This is a genomic window from Streptomyces longisporus, assembly GCF_039532765.1.
GTDB classification, from domain to species: domain Bacteria; phylum Actinomycetota; class Actinomycetes; order Streptomycetales; family Streptomycetaceae; genus Streptomyces; species Streptomyces longisporus.
In genome coordinates this window covers 442,005-463,708 of the sequence record NZ_BAAASG010000012.1, presented here as the reverse complement: position 1 = coordinate 463,708, position 21,704 = coordinate 442,005, and the positions used below count along the sequence as shown (strand labels likewise).

Annotated in this window: 19 protein-coding genes, 2 pseudogenes and 1 riboswitch; of the genes and pseudogenes, 8 read left to right on the top strand and 13 right to left on the bottom strand. The window is 68.9% G+C overall.

The window, feature by feature from the left end; genetic code table 11:
- Positions 1 to 25: 25 nt before the first annotated feature.
- Positions 26 to 1,249, bottom strand: a complete 1,224-nt coding sequence (locus ABD355_RS27885; protein ID WP_425585794.1) for an alginate lyase family protein — start codon at positions 1,247 to 1,249, stop codon at positions 26 to 28.
- A 200-nt stretch (positions 1,250 to 1,449) separates the two neighbouring features.
- Positions 1,450 to 2,580 carry a dihydrofolate reductase family protein gene (locus ABD355_RS27880; protein WP_344403437.1) on the bottom strand — a complete coding sequence of 377 codons (1,131 nt, stop codon included), beginning with the start codon at positions 2,578 to 2,580 and terminating at the stop codon, positions 1,450 to 1,452.
- Positions 2,581 to 2,646: 66 nt separating this feature from the next.
- Between ABD355_RS27880 and ABD355_RS27875 the strand changes: the two genes are divergently transcribed.
- Both ABD355_RS27875 and ABD355_RS27870 read left to right on the top strand, forming a co-directional pair.
- A complete protein-coding gene (locus ABD355_RS27875; RefSeq protein WP_344403436.1) occupies positions 2,647 to 3,162 on the top strand; it encodes a MarR family winged helix-turn-helix transcriptional regulator in 516 nt (171 codons plus the stop codon).
- 142 nt (positions 3,163 to 3,304) lie between these two features.
- Entirely contained in the window at positions 3,305 to 3,937 is a 633-nt protein-coding gene (locus ABD355_RS27870; RefSeq protein ID WP_344403435.1) for a GTP cyclohydrolase II, read from the top strand.
- 28 nt (positions 3,938 to 3,965) lie between these two features.
- Here ABD355_RS27870 and ABD355_RS27865 read toward each other — a convergent pair whose 3' ends face one another.
- Both ABD355_RS27865 and ABD355_RS27860 read right to left on the bottom strand, forming a co-directional pair.
- Positions 3,966 to 5,120, bottom strand: a complete 1,155-nt coding sequence (locus ABD355_RS27865) for a sensor histidine kinase (protein ID WP_344403434.1) — start codon at positions 5,118 to 5,120, stop codon at positions 3,966 to 3,968.
- Between the two features lie 70 nt (positions 5,121 to 5,190).
- Positions 5,191 to 5,793: an NADPH-dependent FMN reductase gene (locus ABD355_RS27860; protein ID WP_344403433.1), complete on the bottom strand. Its 603-nt coding sequence runs from the start codon at positions 5,791 to 5,793 to the stop codon at positions 5,191 to 5,193.
- Between the two features lie 199 nt (positions 5,794 to 5,992).
- Between ABD355_RS27860 and ABD355_RS27855 the strand changes: the two genes are divergently transcribed.
- Both ABD355_RS27855 and ABD355_RS27850 read left to right on the top strand, forming a co-directional pair.
- Positions 5,993 to 6,544: a TSCPD domain-containing protein gene (locus tag ABD355_RS27855; protein WP_344403432.1), complete on the top strand. Its 552-nt coding sequence runs from the start codon at positions 5,993 to 5,995 to the stop codon at positions 6,542 to 6,544.
- Positions 6,545 to 6,672: 128 nt separating this feature from the next.
- Positions 6,673 to 6,936: a hypothetical protein gene (locus ABD355_RS27850; protein ID WP_344403431.1), complete on the top strand. Its 264-nt coding sequence runs from the start codon at positions 6,673 to 6,675 to the stop codon at positions 6,934 to 6,936.
- Positions 6,937 to 7,026: 90 nt separating this feature from the next.
- On the opposite strand, the gene ABD355_RS27845 is transcribed toward ABD355_RS27850, so the two are convergent.
- A complete protein-coding gene (locus tag ABD355_RS27845; protein WP_344403430.1) occupies positions 7,027 to 7,293 on the bottom strand; it encodes a hypothetical protein in 267 nt (88 codons plus the stop codon).
- A 380-nt stretch (positions 7,294 to 7,673) separates the two neighbouring features.
- A complete protein-coding gene (nicT, locus tag ABD355_RS27840; protein ID WP_344403429.1) occupies positions 7,674 to 8,780 on the bottom strand; it encodes a Nickel transporter NicT in 1,107 nt (368 codons plus the stop codon).
- 27 nt (positions 8,781 to 8,807) lie between these two features.
- Positions 8,808 to 9,011, bottom strand: a riboswitch (cobalamin riboswitch).
- Positions 9,012 to 9,092: 81 nt separating this feature from the next.
- Here nicT and ABD355_RS27835 point away from each other — a divergent pair.
- A complete protein-coding gene (locus ABD355_RS27835) occupies positions 9,093 to 9,470 on the top strand; it encodes an ArsR/SmtB family transcription factor (protein ID WP_344403428.1) in 378 nt (125 codons plus the stop codon).
- A gap of 201 nt (positions 9,471 to 9,671) precedes the next feature.
- Here ABD355_RS27835 and ABD355_RS27830 read toward each other — a convergent pair whose 3' ends face one another.
- The 3 genes and pseudogenes from ABD355_RS27830 to ABD355_RS27820 all read right to left on the bottom strand — a co-directional run.
- A complete protein-coding gene (locus ABD355_RS27830; RefSeq protein ID WP_344403427.1) occupies positions 9,672 to 10,868 on the bottom strand; it encodes a hypothetical protein in 1,197 nt (398 codons plus the stop codon).
- A 151-nt stretch (positions 10,869 to 11,019) separates the two neighbouring features.
- Positions 11,020 to 11,826, bottom strand: a pseudogene (locus ABD355_RS27825) (CHAT domain-containing protein); the annotation flags it as partial.
- A gap of 915 nt (positions 11,827 to 12,741) precedes the next feature.
- A pseudogene (locus tag ABD355_RS27820) lies at positions 12,742 to 15,561 on the bottom strand (sensor histidine kinase); the annotation flags it as partial.
- A 362-nt stretch (positions 15,562 to 15,923) separates the two neighbouring features.
- Between ABD355_RS27820 and ABD355_RS27815 the strand changes: the two are divergent.
- Positions 15,924 to 16,463 carry an AAA family ATPase gene (locus tag ABD355_RS27815; protein WP_344403426.1) on the top strand — a complete coding sequence of 180 codons (540 nt, stop codon included), beginning with the start codon at positions 15,924 to 15,926 and terminating at the stop codon, positions 16,461 to 16,463.
- A 1,166-nt stretch (positions 16,464 to 17,629) separates the two neighbouring features.
- Here ABD355_RS27815 and ABD355_RS27810 read toward each other — a convergent pair.
- From ABD355_RS27810 to ABD355_RS27800, 3 genes are read right to left on the bottom strand one after another with little or no spacing between them, the layout of a single operon-like run.
- Positions 17,630 to 17,896 carry a DUF4235 domain-containing protein gene (locus tag ABD355_RS27810; RefSeq protein WP_344403424.1) on the bottom strand — a complete coding sequence of 89 codons (267 nt, stop codon included), beginning with the start codon at positions 17,894 to 17,896 and terminating at the stop codon, positions 17,630 to 17,632.
- A 4-nt stretch (positions 17,897 to 17,900) separates the two neighbouring features.
- Positions 17,901 to 18,344, bottom strand: coding sequence for a DUF3618 domain-containing protein (locus ABD355_RS27805; protein WP_344403423.1), 444 nt, complete (start codon positions 18,342 to 18,344; stop codon positions 17,901 to 17,903).
- A complete protein-coding gene (locus ABD355_RS27800) occupies positions 18,341 to 18,712 on the bottom strand; it encodes a phage holin family protein (RefSeq protein ID WP_344403481.1) in 372 nt (123 codons plus the stop codon). Before ABD355_RS27800 ends, ABD355_RS27805 begins: the two co-directional genes overlap by 4 nt.
- Positions 18,713 to 19,287: 575 nt before the next feature.
- Here ABD355_RS27800 and ABD355_RS27795 point away from each other — a divergent pair.
- Together ABD355_RS27795 and ABD355_RS27790 are read left to right on the top strand one after the other, a co-directional pair.
- Positions 19,288 to 20,337, top strand: coding sequence for a YihY/virulence factor BrkB family protein (locus ABD355_RS27795; RefSeq protein ID WP_344403422.1), 1,050 nt, complete (start codon positions 19,288 to 19,290; stop codon positions 20,335 to 20,337).
- A 54-nt stretch (positions 20,338 to 20,391) separates the two neighbouring features.
- Entirely contained in the window at positions 20,392 to 20,946 is a 555-nt protein-coding gene (locus ABD355_RS27790; protein WP_344403420.1) for a phosphatase PAP2 family protein, read from the top strand.
- Here the strand turns inward: ABD355_RS27790 and ABD355_RS27785 are convergent.
- Positions 20,897 to 21,160 (bottom strand): hypothetical protein, encoded by a 264-nt coding sequence (locus tag ABD355_RS27785; protein ID WP_344403418.1) that lies wholly within the window; start codon positions 21,158 to 21,160, stop codon positions 20,897 to 20,899. The two genes, ABD355_RS27790 and ABD355_RS27785, sit on opposite strands and share 50 nt — an antisense overlap.
- Positions 21,161 to 21,704 lie beyond the last annotated feature (544 nt).

The window sequence follows — 21,704 nt, the reverse complement described above, 5'->3', positions numbered from 1 at the left end:
GCGTTTTCGGGTCCGCAGGCCTCGGTCAGGCGGCCGGGTTGTCCGCGTGGGTGAGGGTCTCCCAGGAGACGAAGAGGTCGTCGGTGCCGGCCGGGCGGGTCTGCTCGACCAGCTTGTGGGCGGCCGGGACGGGGGTGCCGAGCCGGTTCTCCAGATGGTTGAGGGCGACCTCCAGGTCGGGGCCCATGTTCCCGACGACCCTGCCGCCGCACAGCCAGCGCGGGGGTTTGGCGCCCATCTCGTAGCGGGCGTGGAAGTCGAGGGCCGCCTTCAGCCGGTCCTTGACGTCGCCGTACAGGTCGACGCCCTGGTGCCAGGCGGTCTCGGCGATGTGCGCCGTGGCGGCGAGGGAGTAGCCGACGTGCTTGAAGTTGCGGCAGGTCTCCTGCGCGATGCCGTCCTCGAACTTCGTCTCCTTGAACCAGTACGTCTCCAGCTTCTGCACGGTGTTGGCGTCGGAGCCGGCCGGGGTGAGCGGGATCTTGCCGTCCTTGCGCAGATAGAAGTAGTCGGGCACCAGGCCACGGAAGCGTTTGACGGCGGCGTCGAAGGTCTTGTGGTCGTCGGTGAAGACGGCGATCCCGATGGCGGCGTCGGTCATCGCGAGGTCCCAGTTGCCGTTGTAGTCGGGAAGGTCCCTGGTGACCTCGGGGAGGTAGGCGGTGCGCAGCATGGCCGTGAACCGCCGTACGCGGTCGGCGGGCCAGCCGGCGCCCGGTGCGTACCGGATGATCTCCGCGGCCCGTGCCCAGGTCGACCCGGCCCAGGAGGCCTGCAGCTGGGCGTCCTGCGCCGTGTGCCGCTTCAGCTGCGCCGACCAGGCGTCCATGATCTCCCGCGCCTTGAGGGCGTGCTGCCGCTCACCGGTGACGCTGTACAGAAGGGCCTGTGTGTAGGCGGCGATGGCGTCCTGCCGCTCCTCCAGACAGCCCTTCGCCCCCTTGCCGCCCCAGGGGCAGTTGACGACCGCGGTCGGCTGGGCCGTGTACTTGTACGACCCGTACTTGCTGTCCCGCATGTCGAGGAACGCCTGCAGCCAGGGCTGCTTGCCCGCGATGACGTTCTTGCGTACGACGTCCAGCTGGGCCTGGCTGACGAGGACGCCGGGGTGGGTGAACGGTGCGCCCGGGGGCAGCGCCCTCGCCATGGTGCGGGTGCCGGGGTCGGTGCCGCAGGAGGCGACGAGCGCCGTCAGCAGGAGGACGAGGAGAACTGCCGCCGCACGTCTGGGAACTGACCTCACTGGCACTACCTCCGCGATCGCCTCCGGCCGGTACGGTCAGGGTCGCCCTTCCGGGGGGCGGGCGCAGGATCTGTTGGGCCGATCGGCCGGTGCGGGGAGTTGTGTGTCTTGCGGTGCTGGGGGCTGCGCCCCCAGACCCCCCTCGGCCTGAACGGCCTCGTCCTCAAACGCCGGACGGGTCGGAAGTGCCGACCCGGGCCGAGAGGTCACCGGAGCAAGTGCCGGTTCGGTGCCTTTGCCCGCTCCTCGTACTCCCCCAGTACGACCACCTCGACCCCCTGCCCGGCCAGCAGCCCGCTCCCGTCCGCCCCCGTCACGAAGGTGTCCGGTTCGCGCCAGGCCGTGACCACCCGGCGTACCCCCGCGTCGAGGATCAGCCGTGCGCAGGGCTTGGGGCGGGAGGCGCGGTGGGCGCAGGGTTCCAGGCTGCTGTAGACCGTTGCCGTCGCCAGCCTGGGGTCGGCGGGGTCGAGCTTGGCGAGGGCCGCCTCCTCGGCGTGGACGACCGGGTCGTCGCCCTCGCGGGAGTGGCCGCGGGCGAGTTCCGTGCCGTCGGCGGCGACGATCACCGCGCCGACGCTGAAGGCCGTGCGCGAGGGCGGGCACAGCGCCGCGAGCTCGCAGGCGAGGGCCAGCCAGTGCCGGTCGGCGGCGGTGGGGAGCGGACCGGTGCCGGGGGCCGTGGGCTCGTAGCGCATGAGGACGACGTCCTCGATCCGCCGGGTTTCCGTCAGGCGCAGGCGTCCGGGCTGGTAGGCGCCGGGGCCGAAGAGGCGGGGGGCGTCCGGGTCGCCCACGAAGAGAGGGGCCAGGACCAGCTGGAGCTCGTCGGCGAGGCCCTGCTGGAGGAGCTGGGTGTGGATCGTGCCGCCGCCCTCGACCATCAGGCGCCGCACGCCGCGTACCTCGTGCAGATGCTCCAGGAGGCGGCGCCAGTCGAGGTCGGGGCCGAGCGGGACGACGTCGGCGGCGAGGCCGAGGGCGCGGGCGCGCTCGGCGCCCTTGTCGGTCGTGCAGACGAGCTTCTCGCCGCCCGTGTGCCAGAAATGGGCGTCGGGGTCCAGGTCGCCGGAGCCGCTGACGGTGACCTTGAGCGGGTACTCCGGCTGTCCGGCGGCCACGCGGGCGGCGCGGCGCTCGGGTGAGTTGACCAGCAGGCGCGGGTTGTCGGCGCGGATCGTGCCGGCGCCGATGAGGATCGCGTCCACGGAGGCCCGGACCTCGTCCACGCGGTCGAAGTCCGCCGGACTGGAGAGCAGCAGGCGCTCGGGGCCGGTGTCGTCGAGGTAGCCGTCGAGGGAGACGGCGGCGGACAGCAGGACGTACGGATACGGCATCGGACGCGCTCACTCTCGGCGACGGACAGGCTTGGTTAAAGTTTGAAGCAAACCTACACTGGACGTATGACGACTCGCTGGCTCACGGAGAAGGAGCAGCGCGCCTGGCGCGCGTACATCGCGGCGACGCATCTCCTGGAGGACGCCATCGACCGGCAGCTCCAGCAGGACGCCGGCATGCCGCATCTGTACTACTCCATCCTGGCCAACCTCTCCGAAGCGCCGGACGGCAGGCTGCGCATGACCGATCTCGCCGAGCGGGCGAAGATCACGCGCAGCCGGCTGACGTATGCCGTGACCCGGCTGGAGAAGGACGGTCTGATCCGGCGCGAGGACTGCCAGTGGGACAAGCGCAGCAGCTTCGCCATGCTCACCGACGAGGGGATGGCCGTACTGGAGCGGACGGCGCCCGGGCATGTGGAGACCGTGCGTTCGCTGCTCTTCGACCAGCTGACCCCGCAGCAGGTGGAGCAACTGGAGGAGATCTTCTCGGGAGTGGTGCAGGCACTGGAGCGGGAGGAGGAGCGCCCCACCTCGGAGGAGGTTCCCTGGCGCCGCCGCTCCTCCGGTCCCTGTTCCTGAGGCGGCCCGGGGAACCTGAGGCGACCCGGAAATCCGAAGCGTCCCGAAAAGCTGTTGCTTCAAATTTAAAGCATGGGGTAGGGTTCCCGACCATGCAGCTGCTTCAAAACTGAAGCAGATATGGACGACCCCGGAGACCCGCATGCCCGACTTCCCCGCCGCCACCCCGCGCTCCCGCGTACGGGTGCCGCTGCGCTTCCAGGACGGCTACAGCGTCGACGCCGAACTGGTCACCTTCCACGGCCTGACCGACGGCCAGGAGCACGTCGCGGTCGTCCTGGGCGACCCGGCTCCCGGTACAACGCCTCTGGTCCGCCTGCATTCCGAGTGCCTGACCGGTGATGTGTTCGGCTCGGCCCGCTGTGACTGCGGTCCGCAGCTGCGCGAGGCGGTCGAGCGGATCGCGGACCGCGGCGGCGTGCTGCTCTATCTGCGCCAGGAGGGGCGCGGCATCGGCCTCTACAACAAGCTCGACGCGTACGCCCTGCAGGACCAGGGCCTCGACACGTACGAGGCGAACGCGGCCCTCGGGCTGCCCGAGGACGACCGCGACTACACGGCGGCCGCGCAGATGCTGCAAGCCCTGGGCATCGGTAGCCTGGACCTGCTGTCCAACAACCCCGACAAGGCCGGTCAGCTCCGCGACCTGGGCATCGACGTCCGGGACCGCGTCCCCACGGGCGTCTTCACCACCGCCCACAACGTCCGCTATCTGCGTGCGAAGGTCCTCCAGACCCAGCACACGCTGCCGCTGGCGGAGCTGAGCGCGGGCTGATGCCCATGGAGTGGCGGGCCGCCGCCGTTCACCACACGCACGGCAGCAGCACGTCGATCACCGTGGGCCCGCCGGCCGGGCTGGACACCTCCACGGTCCCGTCCAGCGCGGCGACCCGCCGCCGCATGCCGAGCAGACCCGAGCCGCTCGTCTCGTCGGCACCGCCGGAGCCCTCGTCGGCCACGCGCACCCGCAGCCCGCGCTTGAGCCGTTCGAGCCGGACCGAGGCCCGCGGCGAGCCGCTGTACTTGGCGGCATTGGTCAGTGCCTCCGCCACCACGAAGTACGCGGCCGCCTCCACCGCGGCGGGCGCCCGCAGCCCGTCGTCCTCCAGCCGGACCACCTGCACGGTCACCTGCAGCGTGCTGCTCGCGGCCAGCGCCCGTACGGCGCCCACCAGGCCGCGGTCGGTCAGGATCGGCGGATGGATGCCGCGCACCACCTGGCGCAGCTCGTTCAGGGCCCTCTCGGCCTGGTCCTGCGCCTCGTCGAGCAGCTTGCGGGCGGTCTCCGGATCCCGCTCGAAGGCCCGTTTGGCGAGCCCGATCCGCAGGGACAGGGCGACCAGGCCGGCCTGTGCGCCGTCGTGCAGATCACGTTCGATACGGCGCAGTTCGGCGCCGTGCGCGGCGATCGCGTCGGCGCGGGTCGCGGCCAACTCCTCGACGCGTGCTGCGAGTCGGGCCTTCGGTGACGGCTTGAGCAGGGCGGTCGACCAGTCCGCCTCCAGGTCCGCGAGCCGCACGATCAACGGCAGGACGAGGGGCGTACGCCGCAGCAGCCCGCACCACAGGCCGTCGACGACCAGCCCGAGAGGCCACAGCGGCAGCGCGAGGGCGAGCAGGGCGCCGTAGAAGTAGTCGGCGACCATCCAGCGCAGGTCGGTGAAGGTGCCGGGGTCGCGTACCGCCGTACGGATCCGCTCGCGGAGCGACCCGGTGAGGGGCTGGTACGCCTCGGGGATCCGCTGCCCCGTCCACGCGGCCGTCATGCTCCGCTTGGCGCCCGCGATCCGCCGGACGATCAGCACCGTCTCGGGCAGCATCCAGGCGCCCACCACCGTCAGCGTGGCGATCACGGTGATGATCAGCACCGTGACGAAGATCCACAGGCAGAACGCCATCGCCGCGGCCAGCACAAGATGAACCGTGGCCCGCCCCGCCTGCCGCACCGTTCCACCCATGGCACCACGCTAGGCGACCCGCCCCGCGCGGCATGGTGTAGTGAGGGGGGACCCCCAACGGGCTGAAAGATCAAGCCCCGGTCGGCGAAAAATCAGCCCCTCCGGCGTTTGAGGAGCGGGGGTCCGGGGGCCGGCCCCCGGGAGCCGCCAACAGCCGTAGCACCTCTGCAAGTTGGCGGCGCGCCTCCGGATCGTCGACGACCCCGTCCGTGCCGACCGTCTCCCGCCGCACCGGGATCCTCACGCAGGCCGGCTCCACGATGTCGGCGCCGGTGTAGCCGAGCACCGTCTGCAGCGTGGCCTCCGCGCCCTGCCCGCGTCCCGGTGCGGCCGCGTTGACCCAGGCCACCGGCTTGTCGCAGATCTCGGTGCCGCCGACCGTCCAGTCGAGCAGGTTCTTGAACGCCCCCGGCAGGGTCCCCGCGTACTCCGGAGCGCAGACCAGCACCCCGGCCGCCCCCTCGATCGCCGCCCGCAGCCCGGCCACCGCCTCCGGCAGCGGGTCCAGGTCGTCATCGGGGTTGAAGTGCGGAAGGTTCGCCAGACCGTCGTAGAGCACGGCCTCCACCGGCACCGAAGGCGCCACGGCCCGCGCGGTGCGCAACACGGCCTCGTTGGTGGAGCCGACCCGCAGACTCCCGGACAGCAAAAGGATCACCGGCAACGTGGACATCCGCCCAACTTACTGCGGACCAAGCCTCTTTCCGGCGTGCCACAGCCGCTCGTCCGCCCTCCCGCCCCTATCTTCAACCCCAACATGTTGTGGCCGAAGGCCAGTTGGCGCCCACAGATTGTGTACAAGGATGCACTGTGCCGGAATTGGGCCACGAATGTCCCAGACAGCCGCAGATCGACGACGAGTGAGGGCGTTCATGACTGAGCGATTCGGGGACGGCACGACACGGGCGGCCGGCGAGACCCGGGCGGCGGCCCGGACCGCCGTACCGCGCCCCGCGCGGCGGATGCGGTCGACGACCCGGTCGTTCAGCGTCGGCGAGGGCAAGGGATACCTCACCGTCGCGCACGCCCCCGACGGCCGCGTCGCCGGGGTGATGGTCCGCATGGCCAAGCAGGGCTCCACGCTCGCGGGCATGATGGACGCCTTCTCCTCGACCGTCACCCGGGGCCTTCAGCACGGCGTCCCGCTCGACATCCTCGTCGCGGACTACGTCGGGACGCGCTTCGAGCCCTCCGGCCTCACCAACGACCCGGACATCAAGCAGGCCGGCTCCGTCATGGACTACGTCGGCCGCCGCCTCGCCCTCGATCACCTGCCCTACGAGACCCGGGCCGGCCTCGGGATCCTCACCGCCGCGGAACGCGCCGCGCAACAGACCCTCGGCGGTGTCGGCGAGGCCGTCTGGACCGATCTCGTGGGCCTGTCCATGTCCGCACCGGTGGTGGCGCGGCCGCGCCGCGGCTGACGGTCGCACGAAAAAACGACACGGCGCGCAAACAACCCAAAGATCCCAAATGACTACTATCAGTGCATATATTGTCACAATACGTAGCCAAGCCAGGGCGTCGCGCCCGGGTAAGAAAGGGTCTAACCATGCGCAAGTTTCAGCGTGTTGCCGTCGTAGCCGCGGCGATCGCGAGCCTCTCCGCCTTCGGCGCCGGCGTCAGCTTCGCCCACGACCACGGTCATGACCACGACGACGAGGGCGTCACCGCGGTGGCCAACTCGCAGTCCAACGCCGTGGCCTACGACGACGACAGCCGCAGCGGGCGCCACGGCAGCCCGGACGCGGCCCCCGCCTTCACGACGGGGAGCGACTTCAACCTGGGGAACGTCACTCCGCCGGCATCCAAGTAACGAAGTTCCGCCCGGCAGGCCGCGAGGAACGGCCACGGCCTGCCGGGCGCTCCGCCCGGCAGGCCGTTCATCCGGCAACAGCCGTCGCGACTACTTGCCGAAGGCGTTGCTGCAGCCCATGTCCGAGCCCTCAGTGGTGCTCTGCGCCCCCGTGTTGCCCTCGCCGTTGAGCGCGTTGCCCAACAGGCCGTCGATGAGCCCGACCTCGCCGAGGACGCTGATGTTCAGGTCGTGCGACCTGCAAGTGGTGCTCTGCTGGACGCCGACGCCACCGTCGGCATGGGCGCCGCCGGCGCTCAGGAACCCGACACTCCCGAGGGCGGCGACCAGGACGGCGGCCTTGCGAAGCTTGTGCATGTCATCTCCGGTGGAGCGAAGTGGATGCGACCTGTGACAGATCAACTCCTTGCTGCCACGGGAGATTAGTGCGAAATACCCCAAAACGGACGGCAGCGCGCCAGGTTTCGTGATCTCAAACGTGATCTCACCCGGAAGCCGCGGCGGACGGCGTCAGGTGACGCGGAGAACCGCCCGTCGGCGGATGTCCGCCGAGGAGCCTGCGACCTTGATCTCGAACGTGCCCGGTTCGACGACCGCGCGCAGGTCGCCGTCCGCCAGGGGATGACGGCAGCCTCGCAGCGGCCAACCGAGCCGGTCAGCGGCCGAAATGCTGAACCACGTCGACTCTGGTCGCTGCTTGCACCGGCTGAAGTCGGCAGGCGGGCGGCCGGGTGCCGTCAGCCGGTGTCGGCGGTGCGGGCGCTCCAGCGCTCCTCGACCTTGGCCAGGCGCCAGTACGCGACCGCCATGGCCCAGACGACCACGAACAGACCGACGATGACGTAGCCGACGTTGTCCAGGTCCAGCCCGGATATCCAGCCGGTGACGGCGTCTTGCAGACCGAGCTTGTCGTGCAGCACGCCGACCAGTTCGATCGTGCCGACGAAGAAGGCCACCGCGATGGACAGGCCGGTGATCGTGAGGTTGTAGAACACCTTGCGAACGGGGTTGGAGAAGGCCCACTGGTAGGCGAAGTTCATGAAGGTGCCGTCGAGGGTGTCGAACAGGCTCATGCCCGCCGCGAAGAGCAGGGGCAGGCACAGGATCGCGTACCACGGCAGCCCGGCGGCGGCGCCGTTGCCGGCCAGGGCGAGCAGCAGGACCTCGGTCGAGGTGTCGAAGCCGATCCCGAACAGGAAGCCGAGAGGGAACATCTGGCCGGGGCGGCGGATGGACTTGGTGAGGCGGCCGAGAATGCGGTTCATGAAGCCGCGCGAGTCCAGGTGCGCCTCCAGCTCCGCCTCGTCGTAGCGTCCGGCGCGCATCGCACGGAAGACGCGCGCGATGCCGAACAGGGCGACGAGATTGAGGGCGGCGATGAGGTACAGGAAGCTGCCGGAGACCGTGGTGCCCACCGTGCCGAGCACCTGGTGGGTGCGGGAGCTGTCGTTCATCAGGGTGCCGGCGAGGTGCGTGCCCCCGGCGACCAGCGCGGCCATGACGACCACCACGCTGGAGTGTCCCAGCGCGAACCAGAAGCCCACCGACACCGGCCGCTTTCCGTCGGCCATCAGCTTGCGGGTGGTGTTGTCGATGGCGGCGATGTGGTCGGCGTCGAAGGCATGCCGCATGCCGAGCGTGTAGGCGGTGATGCCGAGGCCGACCCCGAACGCCTGGGTACCGACCGCGTAGTGATGCGGGATCACCAGAAGGAAGAGGATCCCGAAGGCGGCGACGTGCAGAGCGACGATCACGGTCAGCAGGGCCGCGGTCCTGACGGTGTCCTCGCGGCGCCAGCGAAAGGACGGGGCGGCGGATTCGGGCACGCCTTGAGACACGGTCATACGGACACGCTCCAGCACCTCGTGGATCAGTTTCGTGATGCCGTGGCCGGTCTCCTGGCTGACGGGTCGTACGTCCGCCGCCCGCCTTCCCAACCGCCTTGCGGCGGCCAGTGGCTGTCCCGTGCGGGACATGGGCGACGAACTCCCCGATCACAGTGGCGAGGGCCGCTCCGGTCTGAGCCCCTGGGGGCTGTCACCGGCTTCCCGAACACCACGGCCCGCTCACCCTAGAAGGCCACAGGCAGTGGCTGCAAGGCTGCACAGCTGAACAGGTATGGAGATCGGCACCTGTTCGCTGCGATGATGTACGGCATGCATCTCGTCCCCGCGGAACACGCCGGGCGGCGCACCATTGACGGGCATCGGGTCTGCGATGCCATCGCCGCCGTCGGCGACCTGGAGCGCGTGCGCGCCTGGGCCGATCGCTTCTCGCTGCTCTCCGATCCCGGACGCCTGTCCTTGCTGTTCGCCCTTCAGGAGGCCGGCCCCATCGCCGTGTCCGACCTCGCCGTCGCCAGCGGGATGCGGGACACGGCCGTCTCCCAGGCTCTGCGTCTGCTGCGGACCGCGGGCATCGTCGAGGGCGAGAAGGACGGCAGGATCGTGCGCTACCGACTCGTCGAGGGCCCGATCTCCGCGCTGCTGAAACACTGCACGCCGGAATCGACAGGCGAACGCGGCTCGGGCTGACGACCCGCGTGGCTGCTCACGCACCGGCCGGAAAACGCCGCAGCGCCCGACCCGACCGAAGCCGACTCAGGCGCTGCGTAGCAGGTCAGAGTGCATATTCCCCGACCACCACCGGTAGGCCCAGTCTGTCCCATGGCGGCTTATGCCATCCCGTCCGCTCACGCATCGCTCACGCATGACGGGACTAGTGACCAGCACTTTTTAGGGTTCAGAGGCTATCGAGGCATCCTTCATAGCTGCGGCGATGGCGGCGGCCACATCCGGCAGATCCCAATAGGCGGAGTGGGTCCACAGGCCAGTACTGGCGGCGTGTGGGACGGGCAGGTCGACCGGGCTGCTGCCGTCATCGAGCTGGAAGACCTGGGACGCCGCGAACGCCAGCATGTCCAGCGGTTCCCAGAGGTTGGTCCAGCGGCCGAGGGAGGCGGGCAGGCGGACCGGGGCGTGGCCCGAGTAGGGAAGAAGCTGGCCTCCGCGCGGGTCACAGACGTGGAAGAACGCCGACTGAGAGCCAAAGGTGACGAGCCGTTCGGTCCACAGCGGCTCATGGGCGGTGGCCATGTCGACGGCGATAACGCCACCAAGGCTGTGAGCGACCACCCGTACCGGGCGCTCAGGGCTGCGCCCCAACTCCGGGTCGACCTTGTCCACGCATGCACGGACACGGGCGTGGATGGTGTCTCGGTGTCGCTGGTAGACCAGCACGTCCCCCAGGAAACGGGTGGTGCCCGGTCCGAAGCGGGTACGCACGGCATGGTTGACACGTCCGGCCACCGCGCTGACGGCGGCGCCTGCAACGCGGTCGAGGTCGCGGAGTCGCCGTCGGACCAGTTCGCGCAGCCGCCCTGGCTCATCACTGGGCTCGTCGCGCAGTCCTTCGTATCCGTATGCGGCGTCTTTCTCGGTGTCCGCTTCCAGGAGGGCGCGGGCCAGAGCTCGGCCAGTTTCGGCGAGAAGGGCCGAGGAGTCCGTCCGGCTCAGACAGCGGGTCTCCGGCCACTCCTCGGCTACCCAGTCAAGGATCTCGTCGGGGTTGAGGGCGGCGCTATGGCCATCACGCAGGGTGTCGTCGGAGTCGGTCTCCAGTTCATCGCGCAGGGCTGCGTCGAAGACCGTCATCTGGTCTGCCGTACTCGGCTGGTCGGCAAGGAGGTGAAGGGGAAGAAACGTATCGGATGCGGAGTCACGCAGCGTGCTGTCCAGTCCTGTTACGGACACGGATGCCGTATGGCGGGCGGGCAGGGCCGCGGTGAGGAAGCGATCCTCGGCGCCCAGGTCACCCCAGTACACCGGCTCCATCGAGAGCCCTGTAGCTGACTGGAGGGCCTCAACGGCAGCGGTGAAGCCGTCGAGGTCGCGGTTGGCGACGCCGTGGACGACGAAGACCGGGTCCGTCACAGGAGAACTCCTTCGCTGGCTTGCTTCTGATTCGGCTGTACGGCTTACAGGTTGGAGCAGGCTGTTGGTCGCATGACCGCATTACCGCAGTCGGTCGGCAGTCGACTGGTCGGCGTAGGCACCGCCAGCCGCCTTTCTCGCTGACGAAACGTCATGCCGATTCGGGATCGCCCGACCGCGACGCCTCGGCGGCGGGGCTGCCATAGACGGCGTATGCGAGCCAAGTGGGATCGCCGTGCTGGTCGCGGACGGCCTGCCTGGCAACGAGTGAGGCCCGGCCCAGGGGCTCGCCTCTGTCCAGGAACTGGTCGTAGAAGGTCTCGGCAAACAGCAGCGCCGAGTCGGAGCGCACCGACCACAGCGTGCCGATGAAGGCTCCCGCCCCGGCTTCCAGAAATTTTTCCGGCCAGCCGAGGGCTTTCGTCCACCAATCAATCTCCCCTGCGCTGCGACACGCGTTGAGAAAGACCATCGGACGCTGGGCCTGAAGGCTGCCGATCTGGGCGGCAGACGATAGGTCGATGGGATCGAAGGGCCCGTCGTCCATGTTCATACGCGATCCGGAACGAGAGAAGGTGTTGTGGCAGGCGAAGTGCAACAGCCCGACGTCACCACCACGGATCAGAGCGGTCAGTACGTCGCGTTCGGTGATCACCTCGGCCTGCGCCGCTCCCGGCCCCAGCAGCCTACGCAGGGAGGCAATCTCTTGTTTTGCTTCTGGCGGCGAACCAGGCGGTACGACGAAGGTGGCGCCGGGGAGGGCGATGCGTTGCACGCGATCCTGGTTGAAGACCCGACGCACGACGGGCAGCTGTTCGGCCAGGAAACCGCGGTCGCGCTGCGAATCAAGTGGGTAGAGCAGTTCCCACGGTACGACGTTGTGCACCCCAAGAACCGTCAACGATGTGATGCGATTGGTCTGTTCCCAAAACTGTTGCTGTATCGCCTCTGGCACGGCCGATCTCCACAGCTCCACGCCCTGGTTCTTCAAGCGCTCGTACACCCGGTGGGTGTGCGCGGCCGCGCCGGCGGCCTTGGGTACCGTCAGCCGGGCGAGCTCACGCACCTCATTGGCGATCTGGTCCGCGACCCTGCGTGGATCACCACCGTGGAAGCGGAACTCCTCCGGTGCATAGAAGGTCCCACTCATCAACTGGAAGCTGTACGACTCATCGAAGTTTCGATGGACTTGGAGCGTAACCTCGCCCGGCTCGACGGCGGTGCTTTGCAGCATCCCGACGTGTTTCCGTCCGTCACGGGTTACCCCGCCTCCTGTCACCGAAATCTGGCACCGCACCTCACCCAGGTACGTACCCTCACGGAACGCTCGTACCGTCACCCAGTGCAGTCCCGGGGCCACCGTGCGCAGAGGGAAATGGAGCACCTCGGAATCGGCCCCCGGGTACACGATGAGCCGCTGCTGGAGATCACCAAGAGCACGCAGACCGGGCGCCTGGACGGTGATGGTCAACTGCGCGCCCTCCTGGGGCACCGCAAACGGCCTCATGCGTGTGCTGACCTGACCAGCCTCTCGTGTGATCTGCACGTGCAGTGGGATCTCACGGTCCAGAGCCGCCTGCTCCGCCACCTCGACGACGAGGTGGCGGGGAGAGCTCCCTTCGTAGGCAGACGGTGCAGGGCTCACGGGAGGCACCGGCGGTGACGTCGCAGAGGACACCTCGTGTCGCCCCTGGCCGGAGGTACCGCCACCGCGCTCAGACCGTGGAGGCTCTGATCCCTCAGACGAGAGACGATCACCTGCCGGCGATCCCGCGTTGCCGACCGGCACGCGTCCCTGCTGGAGACTGGGGATCATGGGGCTGCCGGTCTGGCCGGTACCGGCTTGGCGACCCTGGGCGATGCCTCGACGGAGGTTGGTCAGCCGGCCGCGTACGTCGTCAGGCGCACGCGAGACCTGCGGACCGCCTTGGTCCTGTCGCTGCTGAGCCGTGCCCGGAACAAGGTTCGCCCGGGGCACGCGGCGCGGCAGGCCGGAGGTGGTGATGCCGCCCGCCGCCGGCTGCCTGACTCGCTCCGCCTGCCGGACGAGATCGTCGTTGGGTGAGGTGCGCCAACCAGTCGAGGCCGGCGCGGCGTCCGAACCTTGGGGCGCGTCCGGAGCCGACGCAGCCTGAGGTGACTCCTGGCTCGGACCGGGGCCGCCGACCGGCTGACTGCCGTGGAACCAACTGGTCTCCAACGTGTCGTACAGCGGTGTACGTCCCTCCCCAGGACCCAGCGCCGGCGGCAACACCTCAAGCCCCTGTCGGGCAGCGTCTTGGGTGTCGTTTGGCGCCGACGGCGACGCATCGAAGGAGTCGCCGTACCGGGTCTCGGAGGACTCCTGGGCCGGCTGGTCCTCGGCCTGGACCTCCAGGGCCGCACGGCGCTCCTCGCGCATCAGCGAGCGGCCGACGGGGTCCAACTCGCGTATGTCGTCCAGGGTGTCGGCGTAGCGGGTGTCGTCGAAGCCGAGTTCCGCGGCCGCGCCCACAGAGGAGTTGAAGTCCTCATCCTGATAGTTCTGGTCCGTGATTGCCCGCGAGACTGTGAACTCGTCGCGGTTGAGCCGCCGCTCGCCGCCACCGCCGTGGGTGATCGCAACCGGCAGCATCACCAGAGCTGTGGTGCCGGCCGACTCGCCGGAGGGGCGCAGCTGGACGCGGATGCCGTGCCGGTCGGACAGCCGGCCGACCACGAACAGGCCCATGCGCTGGGATATCGCCGCGTCGACGGTGGGCGGGTTCGCGAGCTTGTGGTTGATGTCCGCGAAGTCCTCGGCGGTCAGGCCGATGCCCTCGTCGTCGATCTCGATCATGATGCGGCCGTCGGGCAGCCCGGACGCGGTGACGCGGACCTTGGTCTGCGGGGAGGAGAACGCCGTCGCGTTCTCCAGCAGCTCGGCCAGCAGGTGCACGAGGTCGGTGACCGCACGGCCGTGGATCTCGGCCCTCGGGACATTGGAGAGCTGGATGCGCCCATACTGCTCCACCTCGGAGGAGGCGGCACGCAGCACGTCCACCAGCGGGACCGGCATGTCCCACCGGCGGCCGGGCTCCTCGCCGGCGAGGACCAGGAGGTTCTCGCCGTTGCGGCGCATACGGGTCGCGAAGTGGTCCAGACGGAAGAGGTTCTCCAGCTGGCCCGGATCGGCCTCGTTGCTCTCCAGGTCGGCGATCAGGGTCAGCTGGCCCTCGATCAGCGACTGGTTGCGCCGCGAGAGGTTGGTGAAGATCGCGTTGATGTTGCCCCGCAGCAGGGCCTGCTCGGCGGCGAGCCGGACCGCCTCGCCGTGGACCTGGTCGAAGGCGCGGGCGACCTCGCCGATCTCGTCGCGGGTGTTGATCGGGATGGGCTGCACGCGGGTGTCCACCCGGCCCGGGTCGGTGCGCGAGAGCTGGTCGACCAGCATCGGCAGCCGCTGCTCGGCGATGCCGAAGGCGGCGTTGCGCAGCTGGCGCATCGAGCGGGACATCTGGCGGGTCACGGCACCGGCCAGGATGAACGCCAGGAGCAGGGCGACGACGACGACGGCACCCGTGATGAGGGCGTCACGCTTGGCGTTGTCGGCGATCGTCGCGGCCTCGTGCACCGCGGTGTCGGCCTTGCTCTTCTCGAGTTGGCGGTAGGCGTTGTACTTGACGGTGGTGACCGTCCACCAGTTCTTCGGCGTGACGCCCTGCCGGGCAAGCACAGCACGGTCTGCCGGGGCCACAGACTTCAGGCCCGCAAGGAGCCTGACCATGGTCCTGAGGTCAGACGGCGGTGCCACATAGTCCGGGTCCTTGGCCTTGGCCTGCTTGGCCATTGTGGCGATGTCCGCCTGAATCTCTTTCTTGACGTCCTCGATCTTCTTTGCATCAGCCTCGGCACCACCGTTGATGTATTGGTCGACGGCGACGCCCTCCAAGCGCGCGTACGAGGAAAGGGCCTCGCGCTGGCTGGCCAGGCTGCCATCACCAGGGCCCGGTTTGACCAACAGGTGCATGCCGATGGCGCGTTCCAGTGACAGGGCAGTCTTGGTAAGCGAGATCGCGTAGAGGATCCGGCCATAACTCGTGATGTCGCCGGTACTCAGACTGAGTTCGCTAGCGAACTCCATCAGGGGGTTGGTGATCTCGGTATAGCCCTCCTCGGTGTCCACACCAGGGAGCTTGCTGGTGTACGCCTGCGTGCGCAGCGTCTTGAGGTTGGGCTCCTCAGCACGGAACAACTTGAGTCGGCGCTCCAAGCTGGCCGTCCGAGGCATGTCTTGGACCGCTTCACCAAAGGCGTCCGCAGCCTCGTCGGTGGCCTTGCGGGCCGCACCGATGATGATCTCGTCCTCTTTAGTGCTGTCACCCTTGAGAAGGGGTGCGGCGGTGATGTCGCGCTCGTTGCTCAGCGCGTCGACGTAGTTCAAGGACACGCGCACCAGACGCGAGGTGTTCTCCGCGTCCTCGGCCTCCTGCCAACTGTCGATCGAGCTCTTCACCTGAAAGCCGCCCATCACCAGGCCGACGATCACGGGTAAGAGCAGGATCGCGTTCAGCCGAGCCCGGACCGGCCAGTTGCGAGGAGAGAAACGACGGCCGCCCGCTGTTGGCGCGGCGGTTGGCTCCGAACCGGGCACACGTGCTGCCGCTGCGCCGCTAGGTGGTTGAGTGAAGTTGCTGCGAGCCTGTGACTCGGGACGGTTCTTGCTTCGCCTCACTCGACCAACTCCCCATCGGTCTGCGGAATACTCTCCTGTCCCGATGGCTCGCCATAGCCATCGGGCACCTCAGCCACTCGCATGCTGCCGCGTAGATCGCCCCTGCCCGTGTTCGGGAGTTGTTGCCGGGCACGCAGGCCCGCTACGTGCCCGGCCAGCGCACAGTAACCCGGCGAGCCCAACGAGCCGTGGCACTTGCCTCAGTCCCTGCAGGTTCTTCTCCGATCTGCCACGAGAGTCCAGGGGCCGTCGGTTCCGACAAGCGCCACGAGTGTCCGCAAAACCCGAGCTGAACAGGACCGCAGGCTGGCGAACCTGCGCGGTCACAGCGCTACCCCCTGGTGCATGTCTACGCTGGCGGCGTGCCATTGGTGTGGGTGACAGGCAATTCGGGGACTGGTAAGTCCACGGTCTGCGGGGTGTTGCGAGAGCGGGGCTATGTTGCGCTCGACGCCGACGAGGACGGCTTCAGCCGCTGGATCGACCGAGCCAACGGCGAGGTTGTGGTGGATCCTCCGTATCCGGTTCCTGGGGGCTGGCTCGACCGATACGGGTGGGTGATCGTCCGTGAGCGCGTTGAGGCCCTCGTCGAGGAGTCTCGTTTCCGAGTCGCGTTCTTGTGTGGGTCGGTGGAGAACGAGGCAGACGTACGCGATCTTTTCGACTTCATCGTGTGCCTGGTGATCGACGAGGACACCCTCCGCCACCGGCTCGCAACCCGCACTACGAACACATTCGGTCAACATCCCGAAGAGCTCGCAGCAGCCCTGAAGTGGAATCCTCAGATGCGAGCGATCTACGAAAGCCGTGGCGCGACGATCATCAATGCATCCAAGCCGGTGCCCGAGGTGGCGGACAACGTGATCGATGCAGTTCAGGGGCTGACAGAGCTCCCGCGGTAAGAGGTCACCTCTCGATTCTCGGGTGCGTCATGCAGAGCATGGAGGCATGCGCTCGGCTCTGCGTCACGCACTGATTGTGTTCCTCGCGCAAACCGGGCATGCGATGCAGGTTGACCGTGAAACCGTAGAGGTGCAGGTGAGGCCGCCTGCTGGTGCCGGTCGGCGAAACGTTCCTGATCCTCGTGGGGCGACCGGGCACCGATGCCCGCGGATCTGAAGGACCATCTGGCGACAGCCCTGCAGATATCGCAGGCGGAGCGTGAACGGCCGCCGTCCGGGTAGCCGGGCTCTGCTTGTCCGGGGAAGGGCCGTCCACACCTGGGGAGGTCGAAGCGGCCCTTCCCCGCCCCATGTCGTCGTGTGGGTTTCCCGGCGGTGGACAGGATCGGGCGAGTCGCGTGGAGTTTGTGGGCGACGGCAGGGTGCAGGCGTCAGGGGCCTTGGGACAGTGAAGGGGTGACTGCCCCCCTCGACAGCGGGGCGGGCATGTAGGAGGCCCGCGCATTGTCCCCCGGTGCGGGCCTTCTGCAGGGCGGTCCTTGCGGCCGTGGGGCGAGCGGAAGCGCGCCTCGTCGCGAACCGGTCGCGGGACGAGGGCCGGGGCTGCAGCGGCTCCCCCCGCGGGAGGCGGCTCCGGGCCGCCGGAGGTTGAGGGCGCGGCCGTTACCATGCCGGGCGGTATACGTTGAGCGGGAAGACACCCGTGTGCATCGGAGTGTCGGGCGGTTCCCAGTTCTCGCCGGCGTGGTGCTCGGGACCGCATCATGTTTCCGGTGACCGTCCTGTCATGGCAGGTGGCCCCTGGTCTTCCCCTCGAAGGCCAGGGGCTATCGACATGCCGCAGTGGCTCCGCGCAGACGCCATCGCCCTGGGGCAGGCTGAAGGTGTGTCGCCCTTCTCTTTGTCCGCCGTGCTGTGCTGGTGGAAAACGAGCACATCCCGGTCGACGTGGAGTTCGGTGAGCTGACGCCTGCCGAGGTTCCGCAGTGGGGCGGGCTCCTGCGGGCTGCGCCGGAACGGGGTCGCGGCCGCGATGGGGACGCTTGAACGTGGCCTTCCTGGGCGAGGGGCCTCCTCCGACCAGGTGATGGGGCTTACGGGCAGGGCTGGCGGCATCCTGTGTCCCCATGTGGCGAGGCGGGCCCCGCGCTCGTACCGGGCGGCGGTCAGCCGGGCCAGGTGCCGGTCAGACTGCGGGTGGCGGTGGCGCCCGCGCGGTCGACGGTGGCTTTGACCGCGGCGAAGATCGCGCCTTGCAGGGTGGCGGCGAGCAGCACCTCGTTCCAGGTGCGCTCTTCGTCGGTGGCGTCGGGGGCGTCCTGGTCGTGGCCGAGCATCTTCCACGCCTGCTTGAACAAGGCTCCGGCGAGCATGCCGCTGACGGCTCCCAGGGCCAGACCGACCGGCTTGTAGGCGATTTTCGAGGCTTTCATCGGCTCACTCCTTCCTGCGGCGGCACGCCAGCCACACCAGGGCGGCGCCGGCTGCCGCTGCCAGCAGCAGGGTGCGGTTGTCCCGCGCGGCCTGCGCACCCTGGGCCGCCTTGTGCCGCACGGGTTCGGGCGCGTTCTCCTGGAGGAGGTGACTGGCCTGGGTGGCCCTGGTGCGGGCCTGCTCGGCGGCGTGGGCGGCCTTGTCCTTGACCGGGTCGGGCAGCTTGTCCTGCACCTGGTGCGCGACGTCCGCGGCCTTGGTCTTCAGCTGGCCGGCCTTGGCGGCGGCCTGGTGGCGGACCTCGGTGGCCTTCTCCTGGGCGCGGGTTTTGACGTCGGTCTTGCCCGCGAGCGCCTGGACGGTCTCCCCGAGTTCCTCGCGGGTCTTCTCGACCTGCTCGCGCAGCTCTTCGGGGCTGGAGTTCTGCTCGTCGTGCGGCTGGGTCATCGCTGTGTACTCCCCTTGATCTCGGCCACGTCGGCCTTGACGCTGTCGATCGTCTGCTCGGGTGTGGGTGATCCGGCCTGGTCGACCTGCTTCTTTCCGGTCAGGGCCATCACCGCGGCGATCACACCCAGCATCGCGGTCACGATCAGCGCCGCGGCCCACACCGGCAGCGGCACGGCCAGCGCGGCGATCGCGGTGGCCACCATCGCCTGCAGCATCAGGAAGCCGACCAGTCCGGCGCCGCCGAACAGGCCGCCGCCCTTGCCGTAACGCTTGCCCTTCTCCTTCATCTCCGCCTGCGCCAGCCTCAGCTCTCCGCGCACCAGCTCCGTCAGCTGCTGCGAGGCCCGCTGCACCAGCTCACTCACCGGCTCCGTATCCGATCCACGGGTGTCCTTGCCGGTAGAGGCGTACTGCGGTGGTGTGTGCGACACGGCTCTCACCTCCCATCTGCTTTGTTCGCGCGAACCGGGCCGCGCCATGACGGCCGACCGAGCGTCTCTGCCGGTCGTGCGAGTACCCACAACCCGGGCACTTCTGTCCAGGCGCATGCGGTCACCAGACCTTCACAAAGTGCCGCCGGTTTGTGACGTGTGGCGGGCACCCGGCAGAGGTGCTTGCCATCCAGGAGGGGGCTGCGTGTTGTGATCGTCGTGGCTGTGCTGCTGCTGCCGATGCTGGGATTGCTGCTGTATGGGATGGACCGCCTGGAGGATCGGTTATTGGGCGAGCCGCGGGAGACCCGCCCCGCTCGCGTACACCGTCTGCGCCTGGTCCATGGCGTGAGCCCGTCGTCTGCTGATCGCCGCACCGCTGGGCGACATGCGGACGCGGCCTGACGCTTGCAGGACGCTTGCCGAGAGAGGCGGGACCGAGATCTGAGCCCGCGGTCGCGGTCCAGCCGTACAGCGCTGGGAGTGGGCAAGCCGGGTACCCGGCCAGCATGACAAAGTTGCATCTTCCAGGGCGAAAAGACCACCACGTCCGCGATGAGGCACCCGCACCGGACGAGGCCGGGCCCGGGCCGGAGGTGGAACGCCGGGCGCCGGACGCGCCGACCAAACTGCCGAAAGGGTCATGGGGCGCGGTGCTCAAGGGCTCCCTGCGGGAGTTCAAGGACGACGAGCTGAGCGACCGGGCGGCAGCGCTGACCTACTACGGAATCCTGGCGCTGTTCCCGGCACTGTTGGTGCTCGTCTCCGTGCTGGGCCTGGCCGGGAAGTCGACCACCGACACGGTGCTGAAGAACATCCGGCAGTTCGCCCCCGGCTCCGCCCGCGACATCATCACCAACGCCGTGCACCAGCTCCAGGGAAATGCCGGTATCGGCTCCATCATGGCGATCGTGGGCCTGGTACTGGCGGTGTGGTCGGCCTCCGGCTACGTCGCCGCCTTCATCCGCGCCGCGAACGCCGTCTACGACATGCCCGAGGGCCGGCCGGTGTGGAAGGTCCTTCCCGTGCGGGTCGGGGTGACGGTCGTGCTGATGGTGCTGGCGGTGATCAGCGCGCTGATCGTGGTCTTCACCGGCAGCCTGGCCCGCCAGGCGGGGAAGGTGCTCGGGATCGGGGACACCGCCTTGACGGTGTGGTCGATCGCCAAGTGGCCGGTGCTCGTGGTCCTGGTGACGGTGATGATCGCGATTCTGTACTGGGCGACACCCAACGCCCGGGTGAAGGGCTTTAGGTGGATCACCCCGGGCAGCGTCCTGGCCCTGGTGATCTGGATGATCGCCTCCGCCGCCTTCGCGGTCTACGTCGCCAACTTCGCCTCGTACAACAAGACCTACGGCAGCATGGCCGGCGTCATCGTCTTCCTCCTGTGGCTGTGGATCACCAATCTGGCCATCCTGCTGGGCCTGGAGTTCGACGCCGAGACCGTACGGCAGCGGGCCGTCGCCGGCGGGCATCCACCCGAGACCGAGCCCTACACCCAGCCCCGCGACACCCGGAAGTGGACCGAGGAGGACCGCCGCCGCCTCGGCGACGTGTGACCGTCCTCATGTGATCATGGGTGTAGGCCGGTGACCTCGGGATACTTTCCTGTCATGAGGCTTCTGGCGGGGTTGCACGAGGCTGATCGGGTGCTGACCGAACGCGTGGCTTCCCGCATCCCGCTTCGCGTGGGGAAGGCGCTGTCAGCGGTGGAGGAGAGCGCCGAGGGCACGAAGCTGTGGTGCGGTGCCGCGGCCGCGATGGCGTGTGTGGGCGGGTGGCGTGGCCAAAGGGCGGCGGCCACGGGGCTGGCCGCCCTGGCGATGGCGCAGCTCATCTCGAACGGCCTGTGCAAGCAGCTGAACGACCGGCCGCGGCCACCGAAGGAATGGTTCCCCCACGACGAGGCCGACGACTGCCCCGACTCCTCCTCCTTCCCCTCTGGACATACCGCCGCCGCGGTCGCCTTCACGGCCGCCGTGGCACCGGCATGGCCGGCCGCCGGCGCCGCGTGTGCCGTACCGGCCGTCATGGTGTCTTTCGGGCGGGTGCAAAGCGGCGCCCACTACCCCAGCGACGTCGCCGCCGGCGCCGCCATCGGCCTGGCCAGCGCCTGGCTCACCCGCCGCGCCCTGCACATGATCGCGCGCCACTGGCTCTCAAGCTGAGGGGGAGCGGTCGCATCTCCAAGACCAGCAGATTGAGCCTCCGGAAGCGCGCCAGCAGGCCGAACAGATGCGCCTCGTCGATGACGTCACCGTAGAACACCGTCTGGCTGCCCATCATCAGGGCTACCAGCTCCGGGAACGCTGCAGCGACGTCCTCCGGGGCGGGGCCGACGACACGAAACTCGTATCTACGTGCCGCACTTCCGCCAGGCATAACCCCACACTGCACAGGACCGGACCCATCAGACATCCCCCGTACCGGGTGGCCCCGTCGCCCATGAGGCAAGGCGGAGCAACTCCCACCCTTCCGGGTGGACTGGCGCGGCTCCACGTGCTACCGCGGCATTGCCTTCGGCCTGCATCGAGTCAGTGACGGGGTTCGTCGTGGTGCTCAGCGCCGTCGCGGACGGGTCACTTCCGGTGGGCCCGCATCGGGCTGGCGGAGGCACCGGGCCGGGGGCACGCTGAGGGTGTGGCTGGTCCCTTGTCACAGGCTGTGCTCCGCGTGGGCGGGGAGCAGATCACAGTCACGGTTGTGTTGGCGAGGTTCGCTCCTGCGGAGCGTGAATGGGGCGGCGTCCTGCTGGGGGTGCCGGTGCGGGTGGGTTCTGCCGCAGAGCATGGTCAGAAGGTGTGGCTTTGCTTCCCCCATGGGCAAGAGCGGCTGATTCATCTCGCCGGGCTGATGCCCATGGATGAGGGCGGCCATTCGATGGCCTTCTTGGGTGAGGGAACCGTGCCGTCCTCGTAGTGGTCCC

Bases quoted from the DNA above. Each gene is read 5' to 3' on its own strand.
- ABD355_RS27865 (WP_344403434.1), bottom strand. From the start codon at position 5,120: ATGGGTGGAACGGTGCGGCAGGCGGGGCGGGCCACGGTTCATCTTGTG.
- ABD355_RS27795 (WP_344403422.1), top strand. From the start codon at position 19,288: ATGACAAAGTTGCATCTTCCAGGGCGAAAAGACCACCACGTCCGCGAT.
- ABD355_RS27860 (WP_344403433.1), bottom strand. From the start codon at position 5,793: ATGTCCACGTTGCCGGTGATCCTTTTGCTGTCCGGGAGTCTGCGGGTC.
- ABD355_RS27845 (WP_344403430.1), bottom strand. From the start codon at position 7,293: ATGCACAAGCTTCGCAAGGCCGCCGTCCTGGTCGCCGCCCTCGGGAGT.
- ABD355_RS27790 (WP_344403420.1), top strand. From the start codon at position 20,392: ATGAGGCTTCTGGCGGGGTTGCACGAGGCTGATCGGGTGCTGACCGAA.
- ABD355_RS27850 (WP_344403431.1), top strand. From the start codon at position 6,673: ATGCGCAAGTTTCAGCGTGTTGCCGTCGTAGCCGCGGCGATCGCGAGC.
- ABD355_RS27880 (WP_344403437.1), bottom strand. From the start codon at position 2,580: ATGCCGTATCCGTACGTCCTGCTGTCCGCCGCCGTCTCCCTCGACGGC.
- ABD355_RS27835 (WP_344403428.1), top strand. From the start codon at position 9,093: ATGCATCTCGTCCCCGCGGAACACGCCGGGCGGCGCACCATTGACGGG.
- nicT (WP_344403429.1), bottom strand. From the start codon at position 8,780: ATGACCGTGTCTCAAGGCGTGCCCGAATCCGCCGCCCCGTCCTTTCGC.
- ABD355_RS27785 (WP_344403418.1), bottom strand. From the start codon at position 21,160: ATGCCTGGCGGAAGTGCGGCACGTAGATACGAGTTTCGTGTCGTCGGC.
- ABD355_RS27810 (WP_344403424.1), bottom strand. From the start codon at position 17,896: ATGAAAGCCTCGAAAATCGCCTACAAGCCGGTCGGTCTGGCCCTGGGA.
- ABD355_RS27805 (WP_344403423.1), bottom strand. From the start codon at position 18,344: ATGACCCAGCCGCACGACGAGCAGAACTCCAGCCCCGAAGAGCTGCGC.
- ABD355_RS27875 (WP_344403436.1), top strand. From the start codon at position 2,647: ATGACGACTCGCTGGCTCACGGAGAAGGAGCAGCGCGCCTGGCGCGCG.
- ABD355_RS27870 (WP_344403435.1), top strand. From the start codon at position 3,305: ATGCCCGACTTCCCCGCCGCCACCCCGCGCTCCCGCGTACGGGTGCCG.
- ABD355_RS27855 (WP_344403432.1), top strand. From the start codon at position 5,993: ATGACTGAGCGATTCGGGGACGGCACGACACGGGCGGCCGGCGAGACC.